This window comes from Azospirillum sp. FG154 (assembly GCF_057809575.1).
Genome location: NZ_JBMDKF010000029.1, coordinates 52,406 through 72,758, shown reverse-complemented (window position 1 = coordinate 72,758; position 20,353 = coordinate 52,406). Strand labels below are relative to the sequence as shown.

17 protein-coding genes and 1 pseudogene are annotated in these 20,353 nt (G+C 66.3%); 15 read left to right on the top strand and 3 right to left on the bottom strand.

From position 1 onward, the window contains the following. From ACODS4_RS24265 to ACODS4_RS24255, 3 genes and pseudogenes are all read left to right on the top strand, one after another. Positions 1-107, top strand: a pseudogene (locus tag ACODS4_RS24265) (ABC transporter ATP-binding protein); the annotation flags it as partial. Between the two features lies 1 nt (position 108). Next, positions 109-462 carry a DUF6867 family protein gene (locus ACODS4_RS24260; protein ID WP_488868244.1) on the top strand — a complete coding sequence of 118 codons (354 nt, stop codon included), beginning with the start codon at positions 109-111 and terminating at the stop codon, positions 460-462. Between the two features lie 369 nt (positions 463-831). Beyond that, the gene (locus ACODS4_RS24255; RefSeq protein WP_488868243.1) at positions 832-2,538 is read left to right on the top strand and encodes a methyl-accepting chemotaxis protein; all 1,707 of its coding nucleotides are present in this window, start codon (positions 832-834) and stop codon (positions 2,536-2,538) included. Positions 2,539-2,586: 48 nt separating this feature from the next. Here ACODS4_RS24255 and ACODS4_RS24250 read toward each other — a convergent pair whose 3' ends face one another. Further along, positions 2,587-3,756: an acyl-CoA dehydrogenase gene (locus ACODS4_RS24250; RefSeq protein WP_488868246.1), complete on the bottom strand. Its 1,170-nt coding sequence runs from the start codon at positions 3,754-3,756 to the stop codon at positions 2,587-2,589. Between the two features lie 322 nt (positions 3,757-4,078). On the opposite strand from ACODS4_RS24250, the gene ACODS4_RS24245 reads away from it, so the two are divergent. The 10 genes from ACODS4_RS24245 to ACODS4_RS24200 all read left to right on the top strand — a co-directional run bounded on the left by ACODS4_RS24245 (position 4,079) and on the right by ACODS4_RS24200 (position 17,224). Further along, positions 4,079-5,722 carry a VTT domain-containing protein gene (locus ACODS4_RS24245; protein WP_488868242.1) on the top strand — a complete coding sequence of 548 codons (1,644 nt, stop codon included), beginning with the start codon at positions 4,079-4,081 and terminating at the stop codon, positions 5,720-5,722. Positions 5,723-5,777: 55 nt separating this feature from the next. Continuing rightward, a complete protein-coding gene (locus ACODS4_RS24240; protein WP_488868241.1) occupies positions 5,778-6,392 on the top strand; it encodes a DUF1345 domain-containing protein in 615 nt (204 codons plus the stop codon). A 141-nt stretch (positions 6,393-6,533) separates the two neighbouring features. Continuing rightward, positions 6,534-7,877 (top strand): efflux RND transporter periplasmic adaptor subunit, encoded by a 1,344-nt coding sequence (locus ACODS4_RS24235; protein WP_488868240.1) that lies wholly within the window; start codon positions 6,534-6,536, stop codon positions 7,875-7,877. Beyond that, the gene (locus ACODS4_RS24230; protein ID WP_488868239.1) at positions 7,874-11,008 is read left to right on the top strand and encodes a multidrug efflux RND transporter permease subunit; all 3,135 of its coding nucleotides are present in this window, start codon (positions 7,874-7,876) and stop codon (positions 11,006-11,008) included. Before ACODS4_RS24235 ends, ACODS4_RS24230 begins: the two co-directional genes overlap by 4 nt. 6 nt (positions 11,009-11,014) lie before the next feature. Then, positions 11,015-14,131, top strand: coding sequence for an efflux RND transporter permease subunit (locus tag ACODS4_RS24225; RefSeq protein WP_488868238.1), 3,117 nt, complete (start codon positions 11,015-11,017; stop codon positions 14,129-14,131). 81 nt (positions 14,132-14,212) lie between these two features. Then, on the top strand, positions 14,213-14,767 hold the full coding sequence (locus tag ACODS4_RS24220) for an RNA polymerase sigma factor (protein WP_488868237.1): 555 nt from the start codon (positions 14,213-14,215) through the stop codon (positions 14,765-14,767). Then, a complete protein-coding gene (locus tag ACODS4_RS24215) occupies positions 14,764-15,192 on the top strand; it encodes a hypothetical protein (protein WP_488868236.1) in 429 nt (142 codons plus the stop codon). Before ACODS4_RS24220 ends, ACODS4_RS24215 begins: the two co-directional genes overlap by 4 nt. Then, on the top strand, positions 15,189-15,644 hold the full coding sequence (locus ACODS4_RS24210; protein WP_488868235.1) for a periplasmic heavy metal sensor: 456 nt from the start codon (positions 15,189-15,191) through the stop codon (positions 15,642-15,644). The genes ACODS4_RS24215 and ACODS4_RS24210 overlap by 4 nt, the downstream gene beginning before the upstream one ends. Positions 15,645-15,754: 110 nt before the next feature. After that, positions 15,755-16,774, top strand: coding sequence for a magnesium/cobalt transporter CorA (gene corA, locus ACODS4_RS24205; RefSeq protein ID WP_488868234.1), 1,020 nt, complete (start codon positions 15,755-15,757; stop codon positions 16,772-16,774). 45 nt (positions 16,775-16,819) lie between these two features. Continuing rightward, complete coding sequence (locus tag ACODS4_RS24200) at positions 16,820-17,224, top strand: hypothetical protein (RefSeq protein ID WP_488868233.1); 405 nt, start codon at positions 16,820-16,822, stop codon at positions 17,222-17,224. 9 nt (positions 17,225-17,233) lie between these two features. Here the strand turns inward: ACODS4_RS24200 and ACODS4_RS24195 are convergent, their stop codons facing one another. Continuing rightward, entirely contained in the window at positions 17,234-18,391 is a 1,158-nt protein-coding gene (locus ACODS4_RS24195; RefSeq protein ID WP_488868232.1) for a LysM peptidoglycan-binding domain-containing protein, read from the bottom strand. Positions 18,392-18,673: 282 nt separating this feature from the next. Here ACODS4_RS24195 and ACODS4_RS24190 point away from each other — a divergent pair, with 282 nt between their 5' ends. Together ACODS4_RS24190 and ACODS4_RS24185 are read left to right on the top strand one after the other, a co-directional pair. Beyond that, complete coding sequence (locus ACODS4_RS24190) at positions 18,674-19,294, top strand: glutathione S-transferase family protein (protein WP_488868231.1); 621 nt, start codon at positions 18,674-18,676, stop codon at positions 19,292-19,294. Between the two features lie 174 nt (positions 19,295-19,468). Continuing rightward, positions 19,469-19,759 carry a hypothetical protein gene (locus tag ACODS4_RS24185; RefSeq protein WP_488868230.1) on the top strand — a complete coding sequence of 97 codons (291 nt, stop codon included), beginning with the start codon at positions 19,469-19,471 and terminating at the stop codon, positions 19,757-19,759. A gap of 47 nt (positions 19,760-19,806) precedes the next feature. Here the strand turns inward: ACODS4_RS24185 and ACODS4_RS24180 are convergent, their stop codons facing one another. Next, positions 19,807-20,313, bottom strand: a complete 507-nt coding sequence (locus tag ACODS4_RS24180; protein WP_488868229.1) for a copper chaperone PCu(A)C — start codon at positions 20,311-20,313, stop codon at positions 19,807-19,809. Positions 20,314-20,353 lie beyond the last annotated feature (40 nt).

The window sequence follows — 20,353 nt, the reverse complement described above, 5'->3', positions numbered from 1 at the left end:
ATCGCGGCTATGTGATGGTGAACGGCAAGATCACGATGACGGGATCGGGCGCGGCGCTGCTGGCCGACCCGGAGGTCCGCGCGGCCTATCTGGAAGGGGGACACTGAGATGGACGCTGTGTTGGGATCGTCGCTGCCGGTCTTCGTCTTTCTGACGGTGCTGGTCTTCGGCGGCTTCGGCGTGCTGACCGGCCAAACCCTGGCCGAAGGCTGGAAACCGATGTCGGCGGTCTGGGCCTATTCCCTGCTGCTCGGCGTCGGCGACCGCTTCCTCGCCTGGGGCCTGGCGGGCGAAACCCTGCTCGCCCCCTGGGGCTTCATCGTCCACACCGCCGCCATCGCCGCCATTACCGCAACAACATACCGAATGGCCATCGCGCGAAAAATGGTCAACCAGTATCCGTGGATCTATGAAGCCGCTGGACCACTGCATTGGCGGGAACGCACCCCGCCACGCGGGTGATTGTTTTAACGGCGCTATGATGACGGTTTGAGCAAACGCAATTGGCGACCGCCGGTTTTTCATCCGGCGGTTGCCAATCCCAAGAAAATCCGACAATTTTAAAACAATAGCGTCTTGGAACCAACCCCGAGACTGCCGAAATCTTTGGCTGATACTCTGAAAGCGCGCCGAAAACAGCGATTCAGAGAAAAAGCCAATGGATCTGAGCGCATTTCAGCGATATCATACTTCGGTATTTTGTAATAAATCCGTCATTTTTTTGCAAACCACAGCGTCCACTCGGCAATTCAGCCGAGGGAAACGCTGACACACGCATGGACGCCGCGCGGGTCGACGTCCGGCTTTACCCGCATGAGAGGGACCGTGACTATGGCAGCGGACAAAGGGGCGGCGGCGAACAAGGCGACGGTCGGCGCAAAGCCGCGCCATTTCTGGACCATCGGACGGAAAGTGACGGCCGCCTTCGTCGCGGCCATCATCGGCGGCTTCGTCGTCATCATGGGGCTGCAAGCCTTCATGCAGTATGAAGACACGGTTCAACTCGCCACCCACGACGCCCGCGTCAAAACCGACATGCTGGCCAACGCCACCAAGACAAGCTTCGTCGCCAGCGACGGCGCGTCCATCGAGACGGAGTTCATGCCCCTGGCCAACAGCAACGAGGTGCAACTCACCACCTTGCGCGCCGTCGCCCCCAGCGGCGTGTTGGCCGAGTTCAGCAACCCGCGTTTCGCCGCCTATGACTTGGCCGAGGACAAGGACCTGATCGACGCCGTGCTGGCGGGCAAAGGCGCGCAAGCCCGTTCCGCCAAGGGACACATCGTCATCACCGTGCCGGTCGTCACCGGCAAAAGCAAGCGGCTGGTCGGCGCCCTGCAAATCGCCTGGAGCCTGGACCAGCAGATCAACGCCATCCTCAACCAAATGCGCAATCAGATCGCCATCTGCATCATCGCCCTGCTGGTCCAGATTGGTCTGTTGAATCTTCTGCTCAGCCGCATGGTCATCAAACCGCTGCGGGCGATGGCCGGGGCCATGGCCGATCTGGCCGACGGCGACATCAACGTGTCAGTGCCGGGGGCAGACCGGCACGACGAAATCGGCGCGATGGCCGGATCCGTCACCGTCTTCCGCGACAACGCCCAGGCCATCGGACGGATGCACGCCGAACAGGCGGCCTCCGACGCCAAGGCCGAAGAGGCCAAGCGCGTCGCCTTGATTGGCATGGCCGACCGTTTTCAACGCACCGTCATCCGGTTGGTCGAGGGCATCGCCGCGTCCGCCGCCGGGATGGCCGACAGCGCCGGACACATGGCCAACGTCGCCGATCAAGCCTCGGGGCAATCGAAGAACGTCGCGCGGGAATCCGACGACATCCAGTCGAACGTGCGCTCCGCCGCCGCCGCCGCCACCGAACTCGCCAGCTCCATCGGCGGCATCACCGATCAGGTCAGCCATTCCGCCCGCATCGCCAGCGAAGCGGTGTCGCACGCCGACCGCACCAACGCGACCGTGCAGGGATTGATGAGCAACGCCGAACGAATCGGGCAGGTGGTCGGCCTGATTCACGCCATCGCCAAGCAAACCAATTTGCTGGCGCTGAACGCCACCATCGAGGCCGCCCGCGCCGGGGAGGCCGGAAAGGGCTTCGCCGTGGTGGCGACCGAGGTCAAGGGGCTGGCCGATCAAACCGCCAAGGCCACCGATGAAATTTCGGCCCAGGTCAACGCCATGCAGGCGGTGACTCGCGAAGCGGCGGACGCCATCGGCTCCATCGGCAAAACGATCACCGAGATCGACGGCATCGCCGGGGACATCACCCAGTCTGTGCGCGAACAAAACTCCGCCACGCAGGAAATTGCCCGCGCGGTGGAGATGGCGGCGTTGGGAACGCAAGGGGTGTCGGCGACCATCGCGTCGCTGGCCCACACCGCCGACAGCGCCGGAACCACGGCGGGATCGGTTTTGAGCGCCGCGCGTGGCCTGTCCGATCAAACCCGCACACTCGCCGCCGAGGTCGAACGTTTCCTGAGCGAAGTGCGCGATCAGGCCAACGCAGACGCCCGGGTGGCGTGAAGGCGGGGGCGCCATGCCCCCGCCCAATCTTCAGCAGAAGGCCAATCTTCAGCAGAAGGCTTGAATGCCCGTCTGCGCCCGGCCCAGGATCAGGGCGTGGACGTCGTGGGTGCCTTCGTAGGTGTTGACGGTTTCCAGATTGACCATGTGACGGATCACCTGGAACTCGTCGGAAATGCCGTTGCCGCCGTGCATGTCGCGGGCGACGCGGGCGATGTCCAACGCCTTGCCGCAATTGTTGCGCTTGATGAGCGAGATGACTTCCGGCGACCAGCTTCCGTCATCCATCATGCGACCGGCGCGCAGGCAGGCTTGCAGGCCCAGCGCGATTTCCGTCTGCATGTCGGCCAGCTTCTTCTGGATGAGCTGGTTGGCGGCGAGCGGACGGCCAAACTGCTTGCGGTCCAGCGTGTATTGCCGGGCGGCGTGCCAGCAGAATTCGGCGGCCCCCAGAACGCCCCAGGCGATGCCGTAGCGCGCCTTGTTCAGGCAGCCGAACGGCCCGCCAAGACCGGCGACGTTCGGCAGCAGGTTTTCTTCGGGCACGAAGGCCTCGTCCAGGACGATTTCGCCCGTCACCGAGGAGCGCAGCGACAGCTTGCCCTCGATCTTCGGAGTCGAGAAGCCCTTGGTCCCGCGCTCAACCACGAAGCCCTTGATCTTGTTGTCATGGGCGTCCGACTTGGCCCACACCACCGCCAGATCGCTGATCGGCGAGTTGGTGATCCACATCTTGGAGCCGCTGAGCAGATAGCCGCCATCCACCTTGGTGGCGCGGGTCTTCATGCCGCCGGGATCGGATCCATGATCCGGTTCGGTCAGGCCGAAACAACCCACCAGTTCGCCGGTGGCCAGACGTGGCAGCCACTTTTTCTTCTGCGCTTCGTCGCCATAGGCGTAGATCGGGTGCATCACCAGCGAGGATTGCACCGACATGGCGGAACGATAGCCGCTGTCCACCCGCTCGACCTCGCGGGCGACCAGACCATAGGCGACGTGGTTGACCCCTGGTCCGCCATATTCCTCAGGAATCGTCGGCCCCAACAGCCCCAACTCGCCCATTTCCGACATGATGTCGCGGTCAAACCGCTCTTCGCGAAAGGCGGAGATCACACGCGGTTGCAGCTTGTCCTGGCAGTAGGCGCGGGCGCTGTCACGGATCAGCTTCTCGTCCTCGGACAATTGGGCGTCGAGAAGGAAGGGATCCTCCCACTGCATGCTCTTCACGGTGCGTCTCCTGCGATTGGGGCTGGGTTCGTTTGGGGGTGGCTGTTCTTGGTTGGCACTCTGCCGCGTTCACGCCATATTCACAAACACATAATTGTGATCCATGGTATAGTGAATTCATATGGCTTGAAGGGCGAATTGCTGGCGAGGCAGAGTTCCAAAAAACTTTTAACGTGAAGCTTAGCGAATCTTATGTAATTTTGCCCCCATATCCTCAGTCGGATGCCAACTCAGACGGATCGCCAGCCCCGTGTTTGCCGCACTGCAACCGATAACAGCGTTTTCAGACCTCCCTCTGTTGTTTGGACTCGCGTTGCTGACGCTGTTGCACGAAGACGTGGCCATCGCGGCGGGCGCCAGTCTTATCAGCATCGGCACCCTCAACATTGGCGTCGCCGCCTTTGCTTTGCTGGGGGGGATCATCGCCGGTGATCTGCTGATCTATTGTCTGGGCATTTTGTCGCTGCGGGTCGGCTGGCTGCGCCGTCGCACGGAAGGGCCGTTGTTGGAGCGTTGTCGGAAAACGTTGGAACGCAACCTGTTGCCCGCGCTGGTGACGTGTCGGTTGGTGCCGGGGGTTCTGTTCCCGACCTATTTCGCCTGTGGGGCCATGAAGGTTCCGTTCATACGCTTCATCCTCATCACTCTCATCACCGCGACCATCCACGTCTGGCTTTTGCTGACGCTGATGACCTCGTCGCTGGAAGCGGCGGCTATTGAGATGCAAGCCATTGGCATTGTTGTTGTTTTGACCATCGTCGGCCTGCGCGCCCAAACGGTGCGCCGCGTTGCCTCCGGCGTTTTCGCACGGTTGGGACGCGCCATCGCCCCGCATCTTCCCGACGCGCTGAAGGGCATGCCGACACCGCACGCCATCGTCTTGCCAGGCATGCCGGTGGTCCCCGCCGGGGCGAAAACCATTGGCTTCGCCGAACGCATTCCGCCGTTGCTGTTCTACATTCCCTTGGTTGTTCAGTGGTTTGCTCTTGGCCTGCGTCATCGCGGCCTGTCGCTGCCAACGGCGGCCAACCCGTCGATTGAGGCAGGCGGACTGCTGGGCGAATCCAAGATTCAATGCATCGACCTGATTGGTCCGGAGGCCCGGCGCTGGGTGGCGGGATCCTGCGATCTGGTCAACCGGGCCAACCTGACCATCGCGGAGTTGGAATCGGTGATCGCAGAGGGCGAAATGTCCTTCCCGCTGGTGGCCAAACCAGACATCGGTTGGCGCGGCATCGGCGTTCGCCTGGTCCACGATATTCCCGACTTGCAGCGCTACTTGAGTGAATTTCCCGAGAATTGCCGCGTTATTCTGCAAGACTACATCCCCTACGCTGGCGAGGCTGGGGTGTTTTATGTGCGAATGCCGGGTGAAGTCTCAGGCCGCATCTTTTCGATGACCTTCCGTTACTTCCCGCATGTGGTGGGTGATGGGTCTTCGAGCTTGCGCGCGTTGATCGCGCGGGATCCACGGGCCTCCTGGAAAGCCGATTTGCATCATGACGCGCTGGCCAATCGGCTGGACGACGTGCCGCCGGAGGGCGAGATCGTCCGCCTGTCGCTGGTCGGCAGCAGCCGGGTCGGCGGGCTGTACAAGGACGCCGGCGCCCACGCCACGGCGACCCTGACCGCGCGCTTTGACGAGATCGCCGATTCGATGCCGAACTTCCATTTCGGTCGCTTCGACATCCGTTTCGCCTCAGTCGAACAGTTGCAGCGTGGCGAGGGGTTCCAGATCATCGAGGTCAATGGCGCGGGGGCCGAGGCCATCCACATGTGGGATCCCGAATTCCGCCTGACCGACGCCTACGCCGTGCTGTTCCAACAACAATCTCTGATGTTCGAGGTCGCCGCCGCCAACCGGGCGCTCGGTTTCAAACCCTTGACCGTGATGGAGTTGGTGCGGTTCCAGCAACGGCAGCAAAATTTGCTGCCGCTCTACCCTGCGTCAAACTGAAGCGGGCGACGGGCGGATGCGGCGCAGCCTCCGCCATCTTGGAAACCGCCCCTCCTTGTTGACTTCCTCAGGGGTGGCTGTTCTGGCCGGGGCGGCTGGAATGCTGTGGTGGCGCCCCGTCACCGCGTCTCTGATCGGTTGGGATGTCGGCGTCACCCTTTACATTTTTTTGTCCACGCGGCTGATGATCCGGGCCAATGTGGCCTCGATCCGCCATCGCGCCCAACGGCTTGATCCGGGCAAGTGGGGCGTTTTGATCGGGGCCGTGCTGGTCGCCGTGGCGTCGCTGGTCGCCATCGGGGTCGAGTTGATCGCCGCCAAGGGGTCGCCCCACGCCGGAGCCTCCGCCGGGCTGGCCGCCGTCACCGTGCTGTTGTCCTGGATCTTCCTGCATGTCTTTTTCGCCCAGCATTACGCCCATGATTACTGGCTGGACAGCGACGAGCGGGACGCCCCAAAGAGTTTGGATTTCCCTGGCAACGAACAGCCGGACTATCTGGAGTTTCTCTATTTCAGCTTCACCATCGGCATGACGGCGCAGGTGTCGGACGTCGTCACGCGCACGGCGGCGGCGCGCCGAGTCGTTTTGCTTCACGGCGCCTTGTCCTTTCTGTTCAACACCGCCGTTCTGGCCTTGGGCGTCAACCTCGCCGCCGGTTTGGTGGGATGAGCGGCCTGTTTCCGCCCCCGCCGCCGCTTGTCACGCGCCCCCCAAAATAAAATCGCCCCCGACCGACGATTCCGCTGTTGATGGCCGTATCAAGGGTCTCTGGATCACGAGACGCTGAGCGACGGTCAGGACATCATGGGTATGCGTTGGAAACCGGTCATCACCGGAATCGTGCTCGTCGGGCTGGTCGGCGGCGTCGGTTACGCCGTGCGGGACAAGCTGCTGCACCCGGCGACGCCCTCCGGTCCCGGCGCTCCCGGCGCGCGCAACGCCACCATCGCGGTGCAGGCCGGAACCGTGGCGCGCGAGGACGTGCCGATCTGGTTCGACGGCATCGGCACCGTCCAGGCCTTCAACAGCGTGACCGTACGCGCGCGGGTGGATGGCGAGTTGCAGCGGCTTGACCTGCGCGAAGGCCAGTTGGTCAAGGCGGGCGACGTGCTGGCGATCATCGATTCCCGCCCGCTTCAGGCCCAACTGGCCCAAGCCCAGGCGAAAAAGGCGCAGGACGAGGCGCAACTCGCCAACGCCAAGCGCGACCTGGAGCGCAATCTCAACCTGCGCGAGTTCGCCGCCAAACAGACGGTGGACACCCAGCGCGCCCAGGTCGTCCAGTATGAGGCGCAGATCCGCGCCGACGACGCCGCCATTGAGGCGGTCCAGGTGCAACTGAACTACACCACCATCACCGCGCCGATCAGCGGGCGGATCGGCCTGCGCTCCCTCGACCAGGGCAACATGGTGCGGTCGAGCGACCAGAGCGGCCTTGTCACCATCACCCAGGTGCAACCGATCGCCGTGGTCTTCACCCTGCCGGAAAAGCTGCTGCCCGCCATCATCGACGCCCAGACGCGCGGCGAGGTTCCGGTCCAGGCTCTTGATCGCGAAGGCAAAACGGTGTTGGGGGCCGGGACGCTGGCGGTGATCGACAATTTGATCGACACCGGCACCGGCACCATCCGTTTGAAAGCGACGCTGCCGAACGACCCGCAACGGCTGTGGCCGGGTGGATTCGTCAATGTCCGGCTGCTCTCCACCATCCGGCGCGGGGCGACCACGGTCGCGTCCACCGTCGTGCAGCGCGGCCCGCAGGGAACCTTCGCCTACGTCATCAAGGACGACCAGACGGTCGAACAGCGTCCGATCAAGGTCGCCCGCATCGAAGAGGGCAAGGCGATCATCGACGACGGCCTGACCCCCGGCGAGCGGGTGGTGGTCGATGGGCAATACCGCCTGCAACCGGGATCGAAAATCCGTCTGGTCGATCCGCCCCCGCGCGGCCAAACGCCCGGCCAACCTTCCAGCGACGCCGCGCCCACCGCCGCCCCCGTCGACCAAGCCGCCCCGCTGGCGAGCGGCGAGCGTCCGCGCGAACGCGGCCCCCGTGACCCGAACAACCCCGACGCGCCCCGCCGTCACCGTCAGCCAACGGATCAACCGGCGGATGGCGCGGCGACGGCGCGGGCCGCGCGGGAGCCGTCATGAACCTGTCCGCCCCCTTCATCCTGCGCCCGGTCGCCACCGGCCTTTTGATGGTGGCGGTGGTGCTGCTTGGGCTGCTCGGCTACGGCGCCTTGCCGATTTCCTCGCTGCCGACCGTCGATTTTCCGACCGTGCGCGTCACCACCCAATTGCCCGGCGCCGCGCCCGAGGTCATCGCCTCCTCCGTCACCGCGCCGCTGGAGCGGCAATTGGGGCAGATCGCCGGGATTTCGTCGATGATCTCGACCAGCTCCTTCGGTCTGTCCACCATCACCCTGCAATTCTCCCTGTCGCGCAACATCGACGCGGCCTCGCAAGACGTACAGTCCGCCATCAGCGCGGCGGCGGGCGGCTTGCCCAAGGGGCTGCCCAACCCGCCAGTTTATGACAAGGTGAATCCCGCCGACGCGCCGATCATGGTTCTGGCGCTCAGCGCCGACAACCTGCGGCTGGAAACCGTCAGCGACGCCGCCGACACGCTGCTGGCGCAAAAGCTGTCGCAGGTGGACGGCGTCGGCTATGTCGGGATTGAGGGCGGCTTGCGCCCGGCGGTTCGGGTCCAGGTCAATCCGGCGGCGGTTTCCGGTCTTGGCCTGACCCTGGAGGATGTGCGGACCACCATCACCCAGGCCAACGTGAACGCCCCCAAGGGCAGCTTCGACGGGCCGCGCCAAAGCTGGTCCATCGGCGTCAACGACCAGATCGAAAACGCCGCCGCCTACCGTCCCATCATCGTCACCTACAAGAATGGCGGGCCGGTGCGGCTGTCCGACATCGGCGCGGTGGTGGATTCGGTGGAGAACACCCGGCTGGCCGCCTGGCATGACGGCAAACCGGCGGTGCTGGTGAGCGTCCAGCGCCAGCCCGGCGCCAACATCATCGACACGGTGGACCGCATTCACGCCCTGCTGCCGTCGCTGCAAGCCTCCCTGCCGCCGCAAATCACCATGGCGGTGCTGACCGACCGGACGGCGACCATCCGCGCCTCCGTCGCCGACGTGCAAAAGACGCTGGTGCTGACCGCCGGTCTGGTGGTGATGGTGATCTTCGTCTTTCTGCGCAAGGCGTGGGCGACGCTGATTCCCGCCGCCGCCCTGCCGCTGTCGTTGATCGGCACCTTCGGAATCATGGCGCTGTGCGGCTTCAGCCTGGACAATCTGTCCTTGATGGCGCTGACCATCGCGTCGGGCTTCGTCGTCGACGACGCCATCGTCATGATCGAAAACATCGTCCGCCACATCGAGGAGGGCGAAAGCCCGATGCAGGCGGCGTTGAAAGGCGCGCGGCAGATCGGCTTCACCGTGGTGTCGCTGACCCTGTCCCTGATCGCCGTCTTCATCCCGCTGTTGTTCATGAGCGGCGTGGTGGGCCGCCTGTTCCGCGAATTCGCCATCACCCTGTCCATCGCCGTTCTGGTGTCGGCGGTCATCTCGCTGACGCTGACGCCGATGATGTGCGCCCGGCTGCTGAAACCGGACGGCGCGGAGCCGCAAAACGCCCTGTTTCGCTGGAGCGAGCGGGTGTTCGACGGGCTGTTGAACGGTTACGCCACGTCGCTGCGCTTTGTCCTGCGCCACCAGCCAACGACGCTGGCCGTCACCATCGCCACGCTGGCGGCGACGCTGTGGTTGTACGACGTCGTGCCGAAAGGCTTCCTGCCGCAGCAGGACACCGGCGTCATCATGGGCGTGACCGACGCCGCCCCCTCCATCTCCGTCAAGGCGATGAGCGAGCGGCAACGCGCGGTGGCCGAAATCGTCCGCCGGGATCCCGACGTGGCGGCGGTGGCGAGCTTCGTCGGCGCCGGGTCGGTCAACCCGACCACCAACGCCGGAAGCCTGACCATCGCCCTGAAACCGCGCGACCAGCGCGACGCCTCGGCGGACGCGATCATCGCCCGGCTGCGCGCGGCGACGGCGGACGCGCAAGGCATTTCCCTGTTCATGCAGGCGGCGCAGGACGTTCAGATCGACAGCCGGGTCAGCCGCACCCAATACCAATATGTCTTGCAGGACGCCGACCCGCAGGAGTTGAACAACTGGACGCCGCGCCTGCTGGCGGCGCTGCGCGCCCGCCCCGAACTGACCGACGTGGCGACCGACCAGCAGCCCTACGGCCTGCAAGTCTATCTGACCATCGACCGCGACGCGGCGTCGCGCCTGCATGTGCTGCCGCAGACCATCGACGACACGCTGTACGACGCCTTCGGCCAGCGCCAAGTCTCCACCATCTACACCCAGACCAACCAATATCGGGTGATTCTGGAGGTCGAGCCGTCCTTTCAGATGGATCCGGCCTCCCTGTCGAAAATCTATGTGAAGTCCAGCGGCGGCGGCGTCGTGCCGCTCGACGGGTTGGTGAAAGTGGAGCGGACCACGGCGCCGCTGGTCATCACCCACCAGGGGCAATTCCCCTCCGTCACCCTGTCCTTCAACGTCGCGCCCGGCGTGGCGTTGGGCGACGCGGTGACGGCGATTCAGCAGGCCCGCGCCAGCATCGGCATGCCCGACACCGCCACCGCGCGCTTCGCCGGAACCGCCGCCGAGTTCCGGTCTTCGTTGGACACTCAGCCCTGGCTGATCCTGGCGGCGGTGGTCGCCGTCTACATCGTGCTGGGCGTGCTGTATGAAAGCACGATCCACCCGATCACCATCCTGTCCACCCTGCCGTCCGCCGGGGTCGGGGCGATTCTGGCGCTGATGGCGACCGGCCATGATCTGTCGCTGATCGCCTTGATCGGCATCGTGCTGTTGATCGGCATCGTCAAGAAAAACGCCATCATGATGATCGACTTCGCGCTTGAGGCCGAACGTCATCACGGGTTGCCCCCGGAACGCTCGATCTACGAAGCCTCGCTGCTGCGCTTCCGTCCGATCATGATGACGACGATGGCGGCCTTGCTGGGCGCGCTGCCGCTGGCGCTGGAGCATGGCACAGGGTCGGAGTTGCGCCGACCGCTGGGCGTCGCCATCGTCGGCGGGCTGCTGGTCAGCCAAGTCCTGACGCTCTACACCACCCCGGTGGTCTATCTCTACATGGACCGGCTGGGCCGTCTGCTGCGCCCGCGCCGCAAGACCGCCGCCGTTGACATGAAGGACGCGGCGGCGCCCGGCCAAACGGCGGCGGCGGAGTAAGCGGCGATGGCGCTCTCCACCCCCTTCATCCACCGCCCGGTCGGCACCTCGCTGTTGATGATCGGGCTGTTGCTGGTCGGCCTGGTCGCCTACCGCTTCCTGCCGGTGGCGCCGCTGCCGCAGGTGGAGTTTCCCACCATCCTGGTCAGCGCCTCGCTGCCCGGCGCCAGCCCGGAAACCATGGCGGCCTCGGTCGCCACCCCGTTGGAACGACGGCTCGCCCGCATCGCCGGGGTGTCGGAAATGACGTCGAACAGCACGTCGGGCAGCACGTCGGTCATCATCCAGTTCGACCTGAACCGCGACATCGAAGCGGCCTCGCGCGACGTGCAGGCGGCGATCAACGCGGCGGGGGGCGACTTGCCCGCCGATCTGCCCAACCCGCCGCGCCTGCGCCGCTTGAACCCGTCCGACGCGCCCATCATGGTTCTGGCCGTCACCTCCGCCACCCTGCCGCCGGGGGAGGTGTTTTCGCTGGCCGAAACCGTCATCGGCCAGCGCCTCAGCCAGATTCAGGGCGTCAGCCAAGTCACCATCAACGGGGCGGAGAAAACCGCCGTCCGCGTGCGCGCCAACAGCGCCGCCGCCGCGTCGATGGGCGTCAGCCTGGAAAACATCCGCAGCGCCATCGCCAACGCCAACGCCAACAGCCCCAAGGGCAGCTTCGACGGCGCGGAGGAATCCTGGTCCATCGGGGCCAGCGACCAGTTGTTCGGGGCCGACGCCTACCGCAACCTGATCGTCAGCGACAAGAACGGGGCGACCATCCGGCTGGGCGACGTCGCCGAGGTGATCGAGGCGCCGGAAAACAGCCGCACCGCCGCGTGGTACGACGGCCAGCGCGCCGTGCTCATCAACGTGATGAAGCAGACCGGATCCAACGTGGTGGAGACGGTGGACGCCATCCGCGCCGAACTGCCGGTGCTGGAAGGCTGGATGCCGCCCAGCGTTCACATCGCCATCCGCAGCGACCGCACGCCAATGATCCGCGCGTCGGTCGCCGACGTGCAAAAGACTCTGGCGATCACCGTGGCCATGGTGGTGATGGTGATGGCGCTGTTCCTGCGGCGGCTGTGGGCGACCGTCATTCCGGCCACCGCCGTGCCGCTGTCCCTGGCCGGAACCTTCGCGGCGATGTGGGCCATCGGCTACAGCCTGGACAATTTCTCGCTGATGGCTTTGACGATTTCCGTCGGCTTCGTCGTGGACGACGCCATCGTCGTCATTGAAAACGTCGTCCGCCACATCGAACAGGGGGAGAAGCCCTTCGCCGCCGCGATCAAGGGGGCGCGGCAGGTCGCCTTCACCGTGGTGTCGATCAGCCTGTCGCTGGTCGCCGTCTTCATCCCCATCCTGTTCATGGGCGGCATCATGGGGCGGCTGTTCCGCGAATTCGCGGTGACTCTGTCGGTCGCCATCGCCGTGTCCGCCGTCGTCTCGCTGACGCTGACGCCGATGATGTGCGCCCATCTGCTGACCGCCGAAGCCGACCGCAAGCCGCCGGGCCGCGTCGCCCGCGCGCTGGATTGGCTCGGCGCGCGGCTGTTCGGCCTGTACGCCGACGGCTTGGATTGGGTGCTGGCGCATCGCCGAATCATGCTGGGCGTCACGCTGGCCATCATTGGGGTCAGCGTCTGGCTTTACGGGCAGGTGCCAAAAGGCTTCGTGCCGCAGCAGGACACCGGGATGCTCAACGGCTTCAGCGACCCGCCGCCCGACATCTCGTTCCAGGCGATGCTCGCTCGCCAGCGCGCGTTGCAAGACGCCGTTTCCGGCGATCCGGCGGTGGAGAGCGTCGGCGCGTCCATCGGCGGCGGCGGGCCGGGCGGAACCTATTCCGGCAGCGTCTTCGTTGCGTTGAAGCCGCGCGCAGAGCGGGACGAGCTGTCCGTCATCCTGCCGCGCCTGCGCCAACGCGCCGCCCGCGTGCCGGGGGTGCAACTGTTCCTGACGCCGGTGCAGGACATCCGCATGGGCGGGCGGCAGGGCCGCAGCCAGTATCTCTATTCCCTGCAAGACACCGACATCAACGCCCTGAATCTGTGGGCGCCAAGGCTGGTGGAAAAGCTGCGGACCTTGCCCGAACTGGTGGACGTCGCCAACGACCGCCAGAATGGCGGGGTGCAAGCCAACGTGGTGGTGGACCGCGACGCCGCGTCCCGTCTGGGCGTGTCGTTGAGCGCGCTGGAGGCGACGCTCTACGACGCCTTCGGCCAGCGCCAAGTCTCCACCATGTATCTGATGCAGAATCAGCACAAGGTGGTGCTGGAGGTCGATCCCAAGGACGCGCTTGGTCCCGACGCGCTGAAGAAAATCCATGTGCCGGGCCGGGCCGGTCTGGTTCCGCTGTCCGCCGTGGTCAGCGTGACCATCGGCAATCAGGCGGCCTCGATCCAACACCAAAGCGGCTTTCCCGTCGCCAACCTCACCTTCGACCTCGCCCCCGACGTGTCGCTATCGCAGGCGACCGAGGTCATCGCGCGGGCGGCGGAGGACATCGGCATGCCCGCCAGCATCCGCGCCGGGTTCCAGGGAACGGCGCGCGCCTTCCAGCAATCGCAATCAAGCCAGCCCCTGCTGATCGTCGCGGCGCTGCTGACCATCTATGTCGTGCTGGGGGTGCTGTACGAAAGCCTGATCCACCCGCTGACCATCCTGTCCACCCTGCCGTCCGCCGGGCTGGGGGCGTTGATCGCGCTGATCCTGACAGGCTACGAGCTGTCCATCGTGGCGATGATCGGCCTGATCCTGCTGATCGGCATCGTCAAGAAGAACGCCATCATGATGATCGACTTCGCGCTGGAGGCCGAACGCGAACGCGGCCTGTCACCCTTCGACGCGATCCGCGAAGCGGCGCTGGTCCGCTTCCGCCCAATCATGATGACCACCATGGCCGCCCTTCTGGGCGCCGTGCCGTTGGCCTTCGATTATGGAACCGGCGGCGAGCTGCGCCGCCCGCTGGGCGTCGCCATCATCGGCGGGCTGCTGGTCAGCCAAATGCTGACGCTCTACACCACGCCGGTCCTGTATCTGACGCTGGAAAGGCTGGCGCTGGGCCGCAAACGCGCCCGCCACACGCTCAGCGACGCGCCGCCGCCTGCGCCAGCGGCTCCGACGGAATAGCGGAGGGAGGCTGCGACGAACAGGTGCGTTTCCTGGCCGCTTGCCGTAACTCTGCCGAACACCACGGCGAACGGTGCAGCGATGACCGGCACGGAGGACAGCGACGACGCGCTGATGGCGCGGGTGGCGGGCGGCGACGCCGACGCCTTCGACCGGCTGGCCGCGCGCCACATGCGGCGCGCCGTGGCGCTGGCCCAACGTTTGACCGGCAACCCGTCCGACGCCGACGACGTCGCGCAGGAGGCGTTCTTGCGCGTCTGGCGGCACGCCGCGCGGTGGGACGGGGCGCGGGCGGCGTTCGGGACGTGGCTTTACCGGATCATCGTCAATCTGGCCATCGACCGGGGCCGCCGTCCGGGCTGGTCGCCGCTGGACGACGCCGAGGCGATCCCCGACGGCGCGCCCGACGCGCTGGACCGCATCGCCGAACGGCAGACCGCCGCCCAGGTCAACCGGGCGCTGGACGCCCTGCCCGACCGCCAGCGCGCCGCCGTGGTGCTGTTTCACCAGGACGGGCTGAGCCAACGGCAGGCCGCCGACGTTCTGGGATTGGGCGAAAGCGCCTTCGCCTCGCTGCTGGCGCGGGCGCGGGCCGCGTTGAAAACGGCGCTGAGCGCCGGGAGGGAGCCATCATGACCGAAAGCCAATTCCTCCAGCATCTCGCCGATTTTGGGGCCGACGCCACGCGCTGGCCGCCGGAATTGCGGGCGGAGGCCGAACGGGCGCTCGCCGCCTCTCCCCGCCTGCGCGCCGCGCGGATTGAAGCCGAGGCGTTCGACCGGCTGTTGACCGGCGCGGCGCCCCTGATCGACGAGGCCCGCGCCGCCCGCCTGTTGACCCAAGTCGCGCGGACGGCGCGGGCGACGCCGCAGGACACGCTGATGGTTCTGCTGCTGGGTCGCACGCCGCGCTGGACGGCGGCGGCGCTCTGCGTCGCCCTGGTCACGCTCGGCTGGGTGGCGGGGAACCAGCTTGCCGCCCCGCCCAGCCTGCCACGCGGTCAGACGGTCGCCCTGTTGAGCGACGACGTGACCACCCTGTTCGATGGAGATTCCCGATGACGGGCCTCGCCGCCTTCCGCTTGCCGTCCTTCGTCAGTCTGCGCGCGCTGGCTCTGCTGTCCGTCGCCCTCAACCTGTTTTTGGGCGCGATGCTGATCGCCAGCCGTCACCCGCCGGGGCCGCCGCCCTACCGCCCGATGCCCGACCGCTTCGTCGAGCGGATCGCCCCCGATCTGTCGGACGACGACGCCGCCCGCCTGCGCGCCGCCTTCGAGCCGCAACGCGCCCGCTTCGCCGCCCTGAGCGAGGAATACCGCGTCGCCGGAAGGGCTGTGCGCGCGCTGTTGGAAACCACCCCCTTCGACCCGCAAGCCCTGCGCGCCGCCGCCGAGGCCGCCCGCGCCAAGCGCCGCCTCATCAGCGAACTGACCGAAGAAACCGTGTTCGCCACCCTGCCCGACCTGTCGCAAGCGGGCCGCGTCCGTCTGATCGGCTCCGGTCGGGGGGGATGAGGACGTCTGAGGTCAGGCGAGCGGGCCAGGGCTGTGTTCCAGATTGCCGGGCGTGCTATAGGATCCATACTCAATCGCACGCGTCCACCTGAACAGCGGCCTTTCCATCCATGCTGGCCCAACCGACTCCCAACACGTCCCATCCCTCCGCGCCGACTGAACCCGGCATCGTCGCCAGCGTCGCCTATTGCAATGGGCGGCGCGTCGCCGACATCCCGGTGGGCGAGGCCGGGGCCTGGGCCGCCAAGCCCGACCATTTCGTCTGGATCGGCCTGTGGGAACCGGACGAGCCGCTGCTGATGGACGTCAAACAGCAATTCGGCCTGCATGAGTTGGCGGTGGAGGACGCGCTCCACGCCCACCAGCGGCCCAAGCTGGAGGTCTATGGCGACAGCCTGTTCATGGTGCTGCGCACGGCGCGGTTGGACGGCGAAAGCCTGATCCTGGGCGAAACCCATCTCTTCACCGGCAAGGGCTATGTCGTCACCGTGCGGCACGGCCCCTCGACCACCTATTCGCCGGTGCGGGCGCGCTGCGAGGCCGCGCCCGCCTTGCTGAAGCATGGCGAGGATTTCGTCGTCTACGCCGTGATGGATTACGTCGTCGATTGCTATTTCCCCGTGCTCGACCAGATGGCCGGGAAGGTCGAGGAGCTGGAAGCCCACCTGATGCGCCAGCCCCCCGGCACGGCGGAGATCGAGCGGATCCACCAGTTGCGCCGCGATCTGGAACGGCTGCGCCGCGCCGCCTCCCCCCTGTTGGAGGTGTGTTCGCGGTTGGAGCGTTTCGACTTGCCGATGATCGACACCGACATCCGGCCCTATTACCGCGACGTCCACGACCATGTGATCCGCGTCAACGAACAGATCGGCTCGTTGCGCGAGATTTTGTCCTTCGCCTTTGAAACCAGCATGATCGTCGCCGCCGCCCGCCAGAACGACGTGACGCGCAAGCTCGCCGCCTGGGCCGCCATCCTCGCCGTGCCGACCGCCATCGCCGGAATCTATGGGATGAATTTCGAGGTGATGCCGGAGTTGCATTGGCGCTTCGGCTATCCGGCGGCGCTGTCGGTGATCGCGCTGGTCTGCGGCGGGCTGTTCGTCCGCTTCAAACGGATCGGCTGGTTGTGAGCGTTTTTTCCGTCCTTCCCCGCGTTGACCAACAAGGTTGATCCCATGACCACGCCCGCCACCCCCGACGCGCTGCGCGCGCTGCTCGAATCCTATCTGCGCTGCCCGCTGGAACAGGCGCGCGCCGAACTGGAGCAGGCGACGCGCGCCTATCAGGCCGACTGGATCCGCGCCCGCGCCGGGGCCGACGCGCCGCCCTTGCCTGCGCCGCCCGCGCCCGCCCGCCCGGCAGCCCGCCCGAAATTCCCCATCGCCGCCGCCGACGTGGCGACCTTGCAAAAGCTGGCCGACGGCTGGACCGCCACCACCGCCGACGTCAGCCGCTGGGCCTGGTTCGAGGATCGTGAGTTGGTGACGCTGGAGTCGAACCCGGCGGGCGGCGGCCCGGAGCGGTTGCGCCTGACGCCCGCCGGTTGGGCGGCGGCAGGGCGCGTTCCGCCGGTTTCCTAATGTTCGCCCTTAATTGCTGGGCGGCGGGTCGCTGGGCGGTTGCGCGCCCGGCGGCACCGTAAAGATTTGCCCCGGATAAATCAGGTCCGGGTTGCGGATCTGATCGCGGTTTGCGGCGTAGATCGTCGTGTACAGCATGCCGTCGCCCAAGGTTCGCCGAGCCAAGCGCCACAGGCTGTTGCCCGGTTGAACCACCACGCTGCGCCCATCGGTCATGTCGGTGGGCAGCGTCGAGACCTGCACCGGCAGTTCCGCCCGCGCCACCACCTTGCCAGTGTCGTTCACCTCGTCAGCGCGCAAGGTGTAGAGACCAGGGTCGATGAGCTTGTCCGGCGTCAGACGCCAGTGGCCTTGCGGGTCGGTGTGGGCGCTGCCCACCAGAATGTTGTCGAGATAGAGCTGAACATGGCTGTTCGGCCCGGCCCGACCGCCCAGCGCCACCCGTCCGACCGGGTCGTAATCCATGGTTTCGACCGACACGCCGCCCGGCGGGGCTGGGGCGTCGGCGGGTTTCCCGTTCGCCATTTGCGTCGGCGCGGGCGTGGGCCTGGGCGCGCCCTGCGGCGCCTGCAACAAGGAACTGCCGCCGCTGTCCGTCCCAGCGCTTCCCAATCCGGCGCGCGGCACCGCCACCACCAAGGCCGTCGCCGCCGGAGGGGACGGCGCGACGGGCGCGGACGAGGGGGCTGGCGCGGGCTTCGTCGGAGTCTCCGATGGCGGATCGGGCACCATCACGACGACCACCTTGTCGGACAAGACCGGTTCGCTTGTTCCTGGACGGACCTCGCTCAAACCCAACTCGCGCGTGCCGGGCGTCAGCGGTTTTTCAGGCAGCATCACCCATTCGCCGCGTCCATCCGCCGTGACAGAGCCGACGGGCGTCGAACCGACGGGCGCCGCGCCGTCGCGGACCACCACGGTGGCGCCGGGGGCCGCCCGTCCGGCCAAGACCGCTTCGCCATCGGGAGCGATCCGCACCACATCGAAACGCGGCGTCGTCACCGCCGCCGGAGGGGCTGGCGGTGACGGCAAGGGCGTCGCCTGCTTCATCGGCGGCGGCGCAACCGAATGTTCCGGTTTCACCGATCCGGCCAACCACAGGCCATAGAGAACAACCCCGGTCAGCAGGATCACGGCAAGACTGCGGAATAACGCGTTTCGCTTCACCTTCGCACCCATTCAGCAACCGACCTCTCCCTGACCGGCCCCCTCGAACCGGCGAACCTTCAGTAGCACGAATGGGCGCGCCCGGACAAACGGCGGGCCATGGGAAAGTCAAACCCGCCGACAAGCTATTCTTCCATAAATCGGAAGAATGCCTTTCCAGTTTCGCAAATTCTATCGACCCCCGACAAGGCGTACTGATGGGCGCGTCGGCGCGAAGCAAACCCTATCAAGACCGGCCAATCGCGCCTGCTCTCCAACCAGCCCTTGCCAGAGGATCACCCCATGACCATCCGTCTTCACCGCCATGCGTTGTCCGGCCACGCCCACCGGGTTCACCTGTTCCTGTCGCTGCTTGGTCTGCCGCATGAACTCGTTGAGGTCGATTTGATGAAAGGCGCGCACAAGACGCCGGAATTTCTGGCGATGAACCCGTTCGGCCAGATCCCGGTGTTGGAAGACGGCGCGACCGTGCTGTTCGACAGCAACGCCATTTTGGTTTATCTGGCCAAGACCTATGACCAGACCGGCGCGTGGCTGCCACAAGACGCGCTGGGCGCGGCGCGGGTTCAGCAATGGCTGTCCGTCGCCGCCGGTCCGGTCGCCAGCGGCCCGGCCAGCGCCCGGTTGGTCAACGTCTTCGGGGCCAAGCTGGACCATGAGCGGGCCAAGACCATCGCCAACAGCCTGTTCGCCGTTCTGGATCGTCATCTGACCGGACGGAGCTTCGTCGCCGCCGACGCGCCGACCATCGCCGACGTCGCCCTCTACTCCTACATCGCTCACGCGGAGGAAGGCGACGTGTCGTTGGCCCCCTACCCCGCCATCACCTCATGGTTGCGCCGGGTGGAAGCGCTGACCGGCTTCGCGCCAATGCCCGTCACCAAGGTTGGTTTGGCCATGTAACCCGCTTTCAAACCGGAACGCCGACAATCACGCCGGGCGCGCGGCCAGCGCCCCGGCGCCGCAACCCTCCTAGCATCGCCAAAAACATTGCACCGCATCAAAAGGATGGCGGATTCCCCCTCAATTGGACTATGTCCTTTGGCCTTGTCCAAGCCACCGCGACCGCCGTCCGCCATGCATGATCCCGAACACGAAGACCCGTTGGGACGGCTTTCACGCCCGCCGCCCGGTTGGGCCTTGTTTTGCCGCCTGCTGCCCGGCTTCGCCGCCGGGGCCTTTGGCGGCGGGCTGTTCGTGGCCTTGCTGCTGGCCTTCGACGTCGCCGGGTTGCGCACGCTGCTGCACGCCGCCGAACGCCCGCCGCATTGGAGCCTGTTTTTGTCGATTCCGCTGCTGTTCGGCCTGCTGGGCGCGGTCATCGCCCCCAGCCTGAACCGCCCGCAGCGCCGGGGCGTCGATCAATAAGGCGCGGCGCGCGGCGATCGCTCACCGCCGCGCGCCATCGCCCGATCTTATGGCTTCGCCGGGGCCTGATGGTCCATGTGGCCCGCGCCGCCGCCATGGTTGGGCGCGGTTTCCCCCGCCCCTTGAACATCGACCTGCACCACGGTCGGCCCGGCCTTTTCAAAGACCAGGGTCAAGGGAAAGCTCTTGCCCTTGACCAGCGGTTGCTTCAGCCCAAGCAGCATGACGTGCAAGCCGCCGGGGGCCAGCGCGGTGGGGGAGCCGGGGGCGACCTCGATGGCGTTGACCGGGCGCATCTTCATGACGCCGTTGTCCATCAGATGGGTGTGCAGCTCAGCCTTGTCCGCCACCGGGGTGGAGGCCGACAGCAGGCGGTCCTCCTCTTTCCCGTTGGTGCTCAGCACGAAATAGGCCGCGCCGTTGGCGGCGGACGGCGCGGTGGCGCGTGACCAGGGATGATCGATTTCGACCTCGCCCGCTTTGAAACCATGCGCCGAAGCGGCGCTCGCGCCCAACAGAACCAAGGTGGTGGCCAGACACAACAAACGCGCCATTGCAAACTCTCCTCATGCAATCATACGGCGCGACCGGACA

Bases quoted from the DNA above. Each gene is read 5' to 3' on its own strand.
- ACODS4_RS24260 (WP_488868244.1), top strand. From the start codon at position 109: ATGGACGCTGTGTTGGGATCGTCGCTGCCGGTCTTCGTCTTTCTGACG.
- ACODS4_RS24255 (WP_488868243.1), top strand. From the start codon at position 832: ATGGCAGCGGACAAAGGGGCGGCGGCGAACAAGGCGACGGTCGGCGCA.
- ACODS4_RS24250 (WP_488868246.1), bottom strand. From the start codon at position 3,756: ATGCAGTGGGAGGATCCCTTCCTTCTCGACGCCCAATTGTCCGAGGAC.
- ACODS4_RS24235 (WP_488868240.1), top strand. From the start codon at position 6,534: ATGCGTTGGAAACCGGTCATCACCGGAATCGTGCTCGTCGGGCTGGTC.
- ACODS4_RS24230 (WP_488868239.1), top strand. From the start codon at position 7,874: ATGAACCTGTCCGCCCCCTTCATCCTGCGCCCGGTCGCCACCGGCCTT.
- ACODS4_RS24225 (WP_488868238.1), top strand. From the start codon at position 11,015: ATGGCGCTCTCCACCCCCTTCATCCACCGCCCGGTCGGCACCTCGCTG.
- ACODS4_RS24220 (WP_488868237.1), top strand. From the start codon at position 14,213: ATGACCGGCACGGAGGACAGCGACGACGCGCTGATGGCGCGGGTGGCG.
- ACODS4_RS24215 (WP_488868236.1), top strand. From the start codon at position 14,764: ATGACCGAAAGCCAATTCCTCCAGCATCTCGCCGATTTTGGGGCCGAC.
- ACODS4_RS24210 (WP_488868235.1), top strand. From the start codon at position 15,189: ATGACGGGCCTCGCCGCCTTCCGCTTGCCGTCCTTCGTCAGTCTGCGC.
- corA (WP_488868234.1), top strand. From the start codon at position 15,755: ATGCTGGCCCAACCGACTCCCAACACGTCCCATCCCTCCGCGCCGACT.
- ACODS4_RS24200 (WP_488868233.1), top strand. From the start codon at position 16,820: ATGACCACGCCCGCCACCCCCGACGCGCTGCGCGCGCTGCTCGAATCC.
- ACODS4_RS24190 (WP_488868231.1), top strand. From the start codon at position 18,674: ATGACCATCCGTCTTCACCGCCATGCGTTGTCCGGCCACGCCCACCGG.
- ACODS4_RS24185 (WP_488868230.1), top strand. From the start codon at position 19,469: ATGCATGATCCCGAACACGAAGACCCGTTGGGACGGCTTTCACGCCCG.
- ACODS4_RS24180 (WP_488868229.1), bottom strand. From the start codon at position 20,313: ATGGCGCGTTTGTTGTGTCTGGCCACCACCTTGGTTCTGTTGGGCGCG.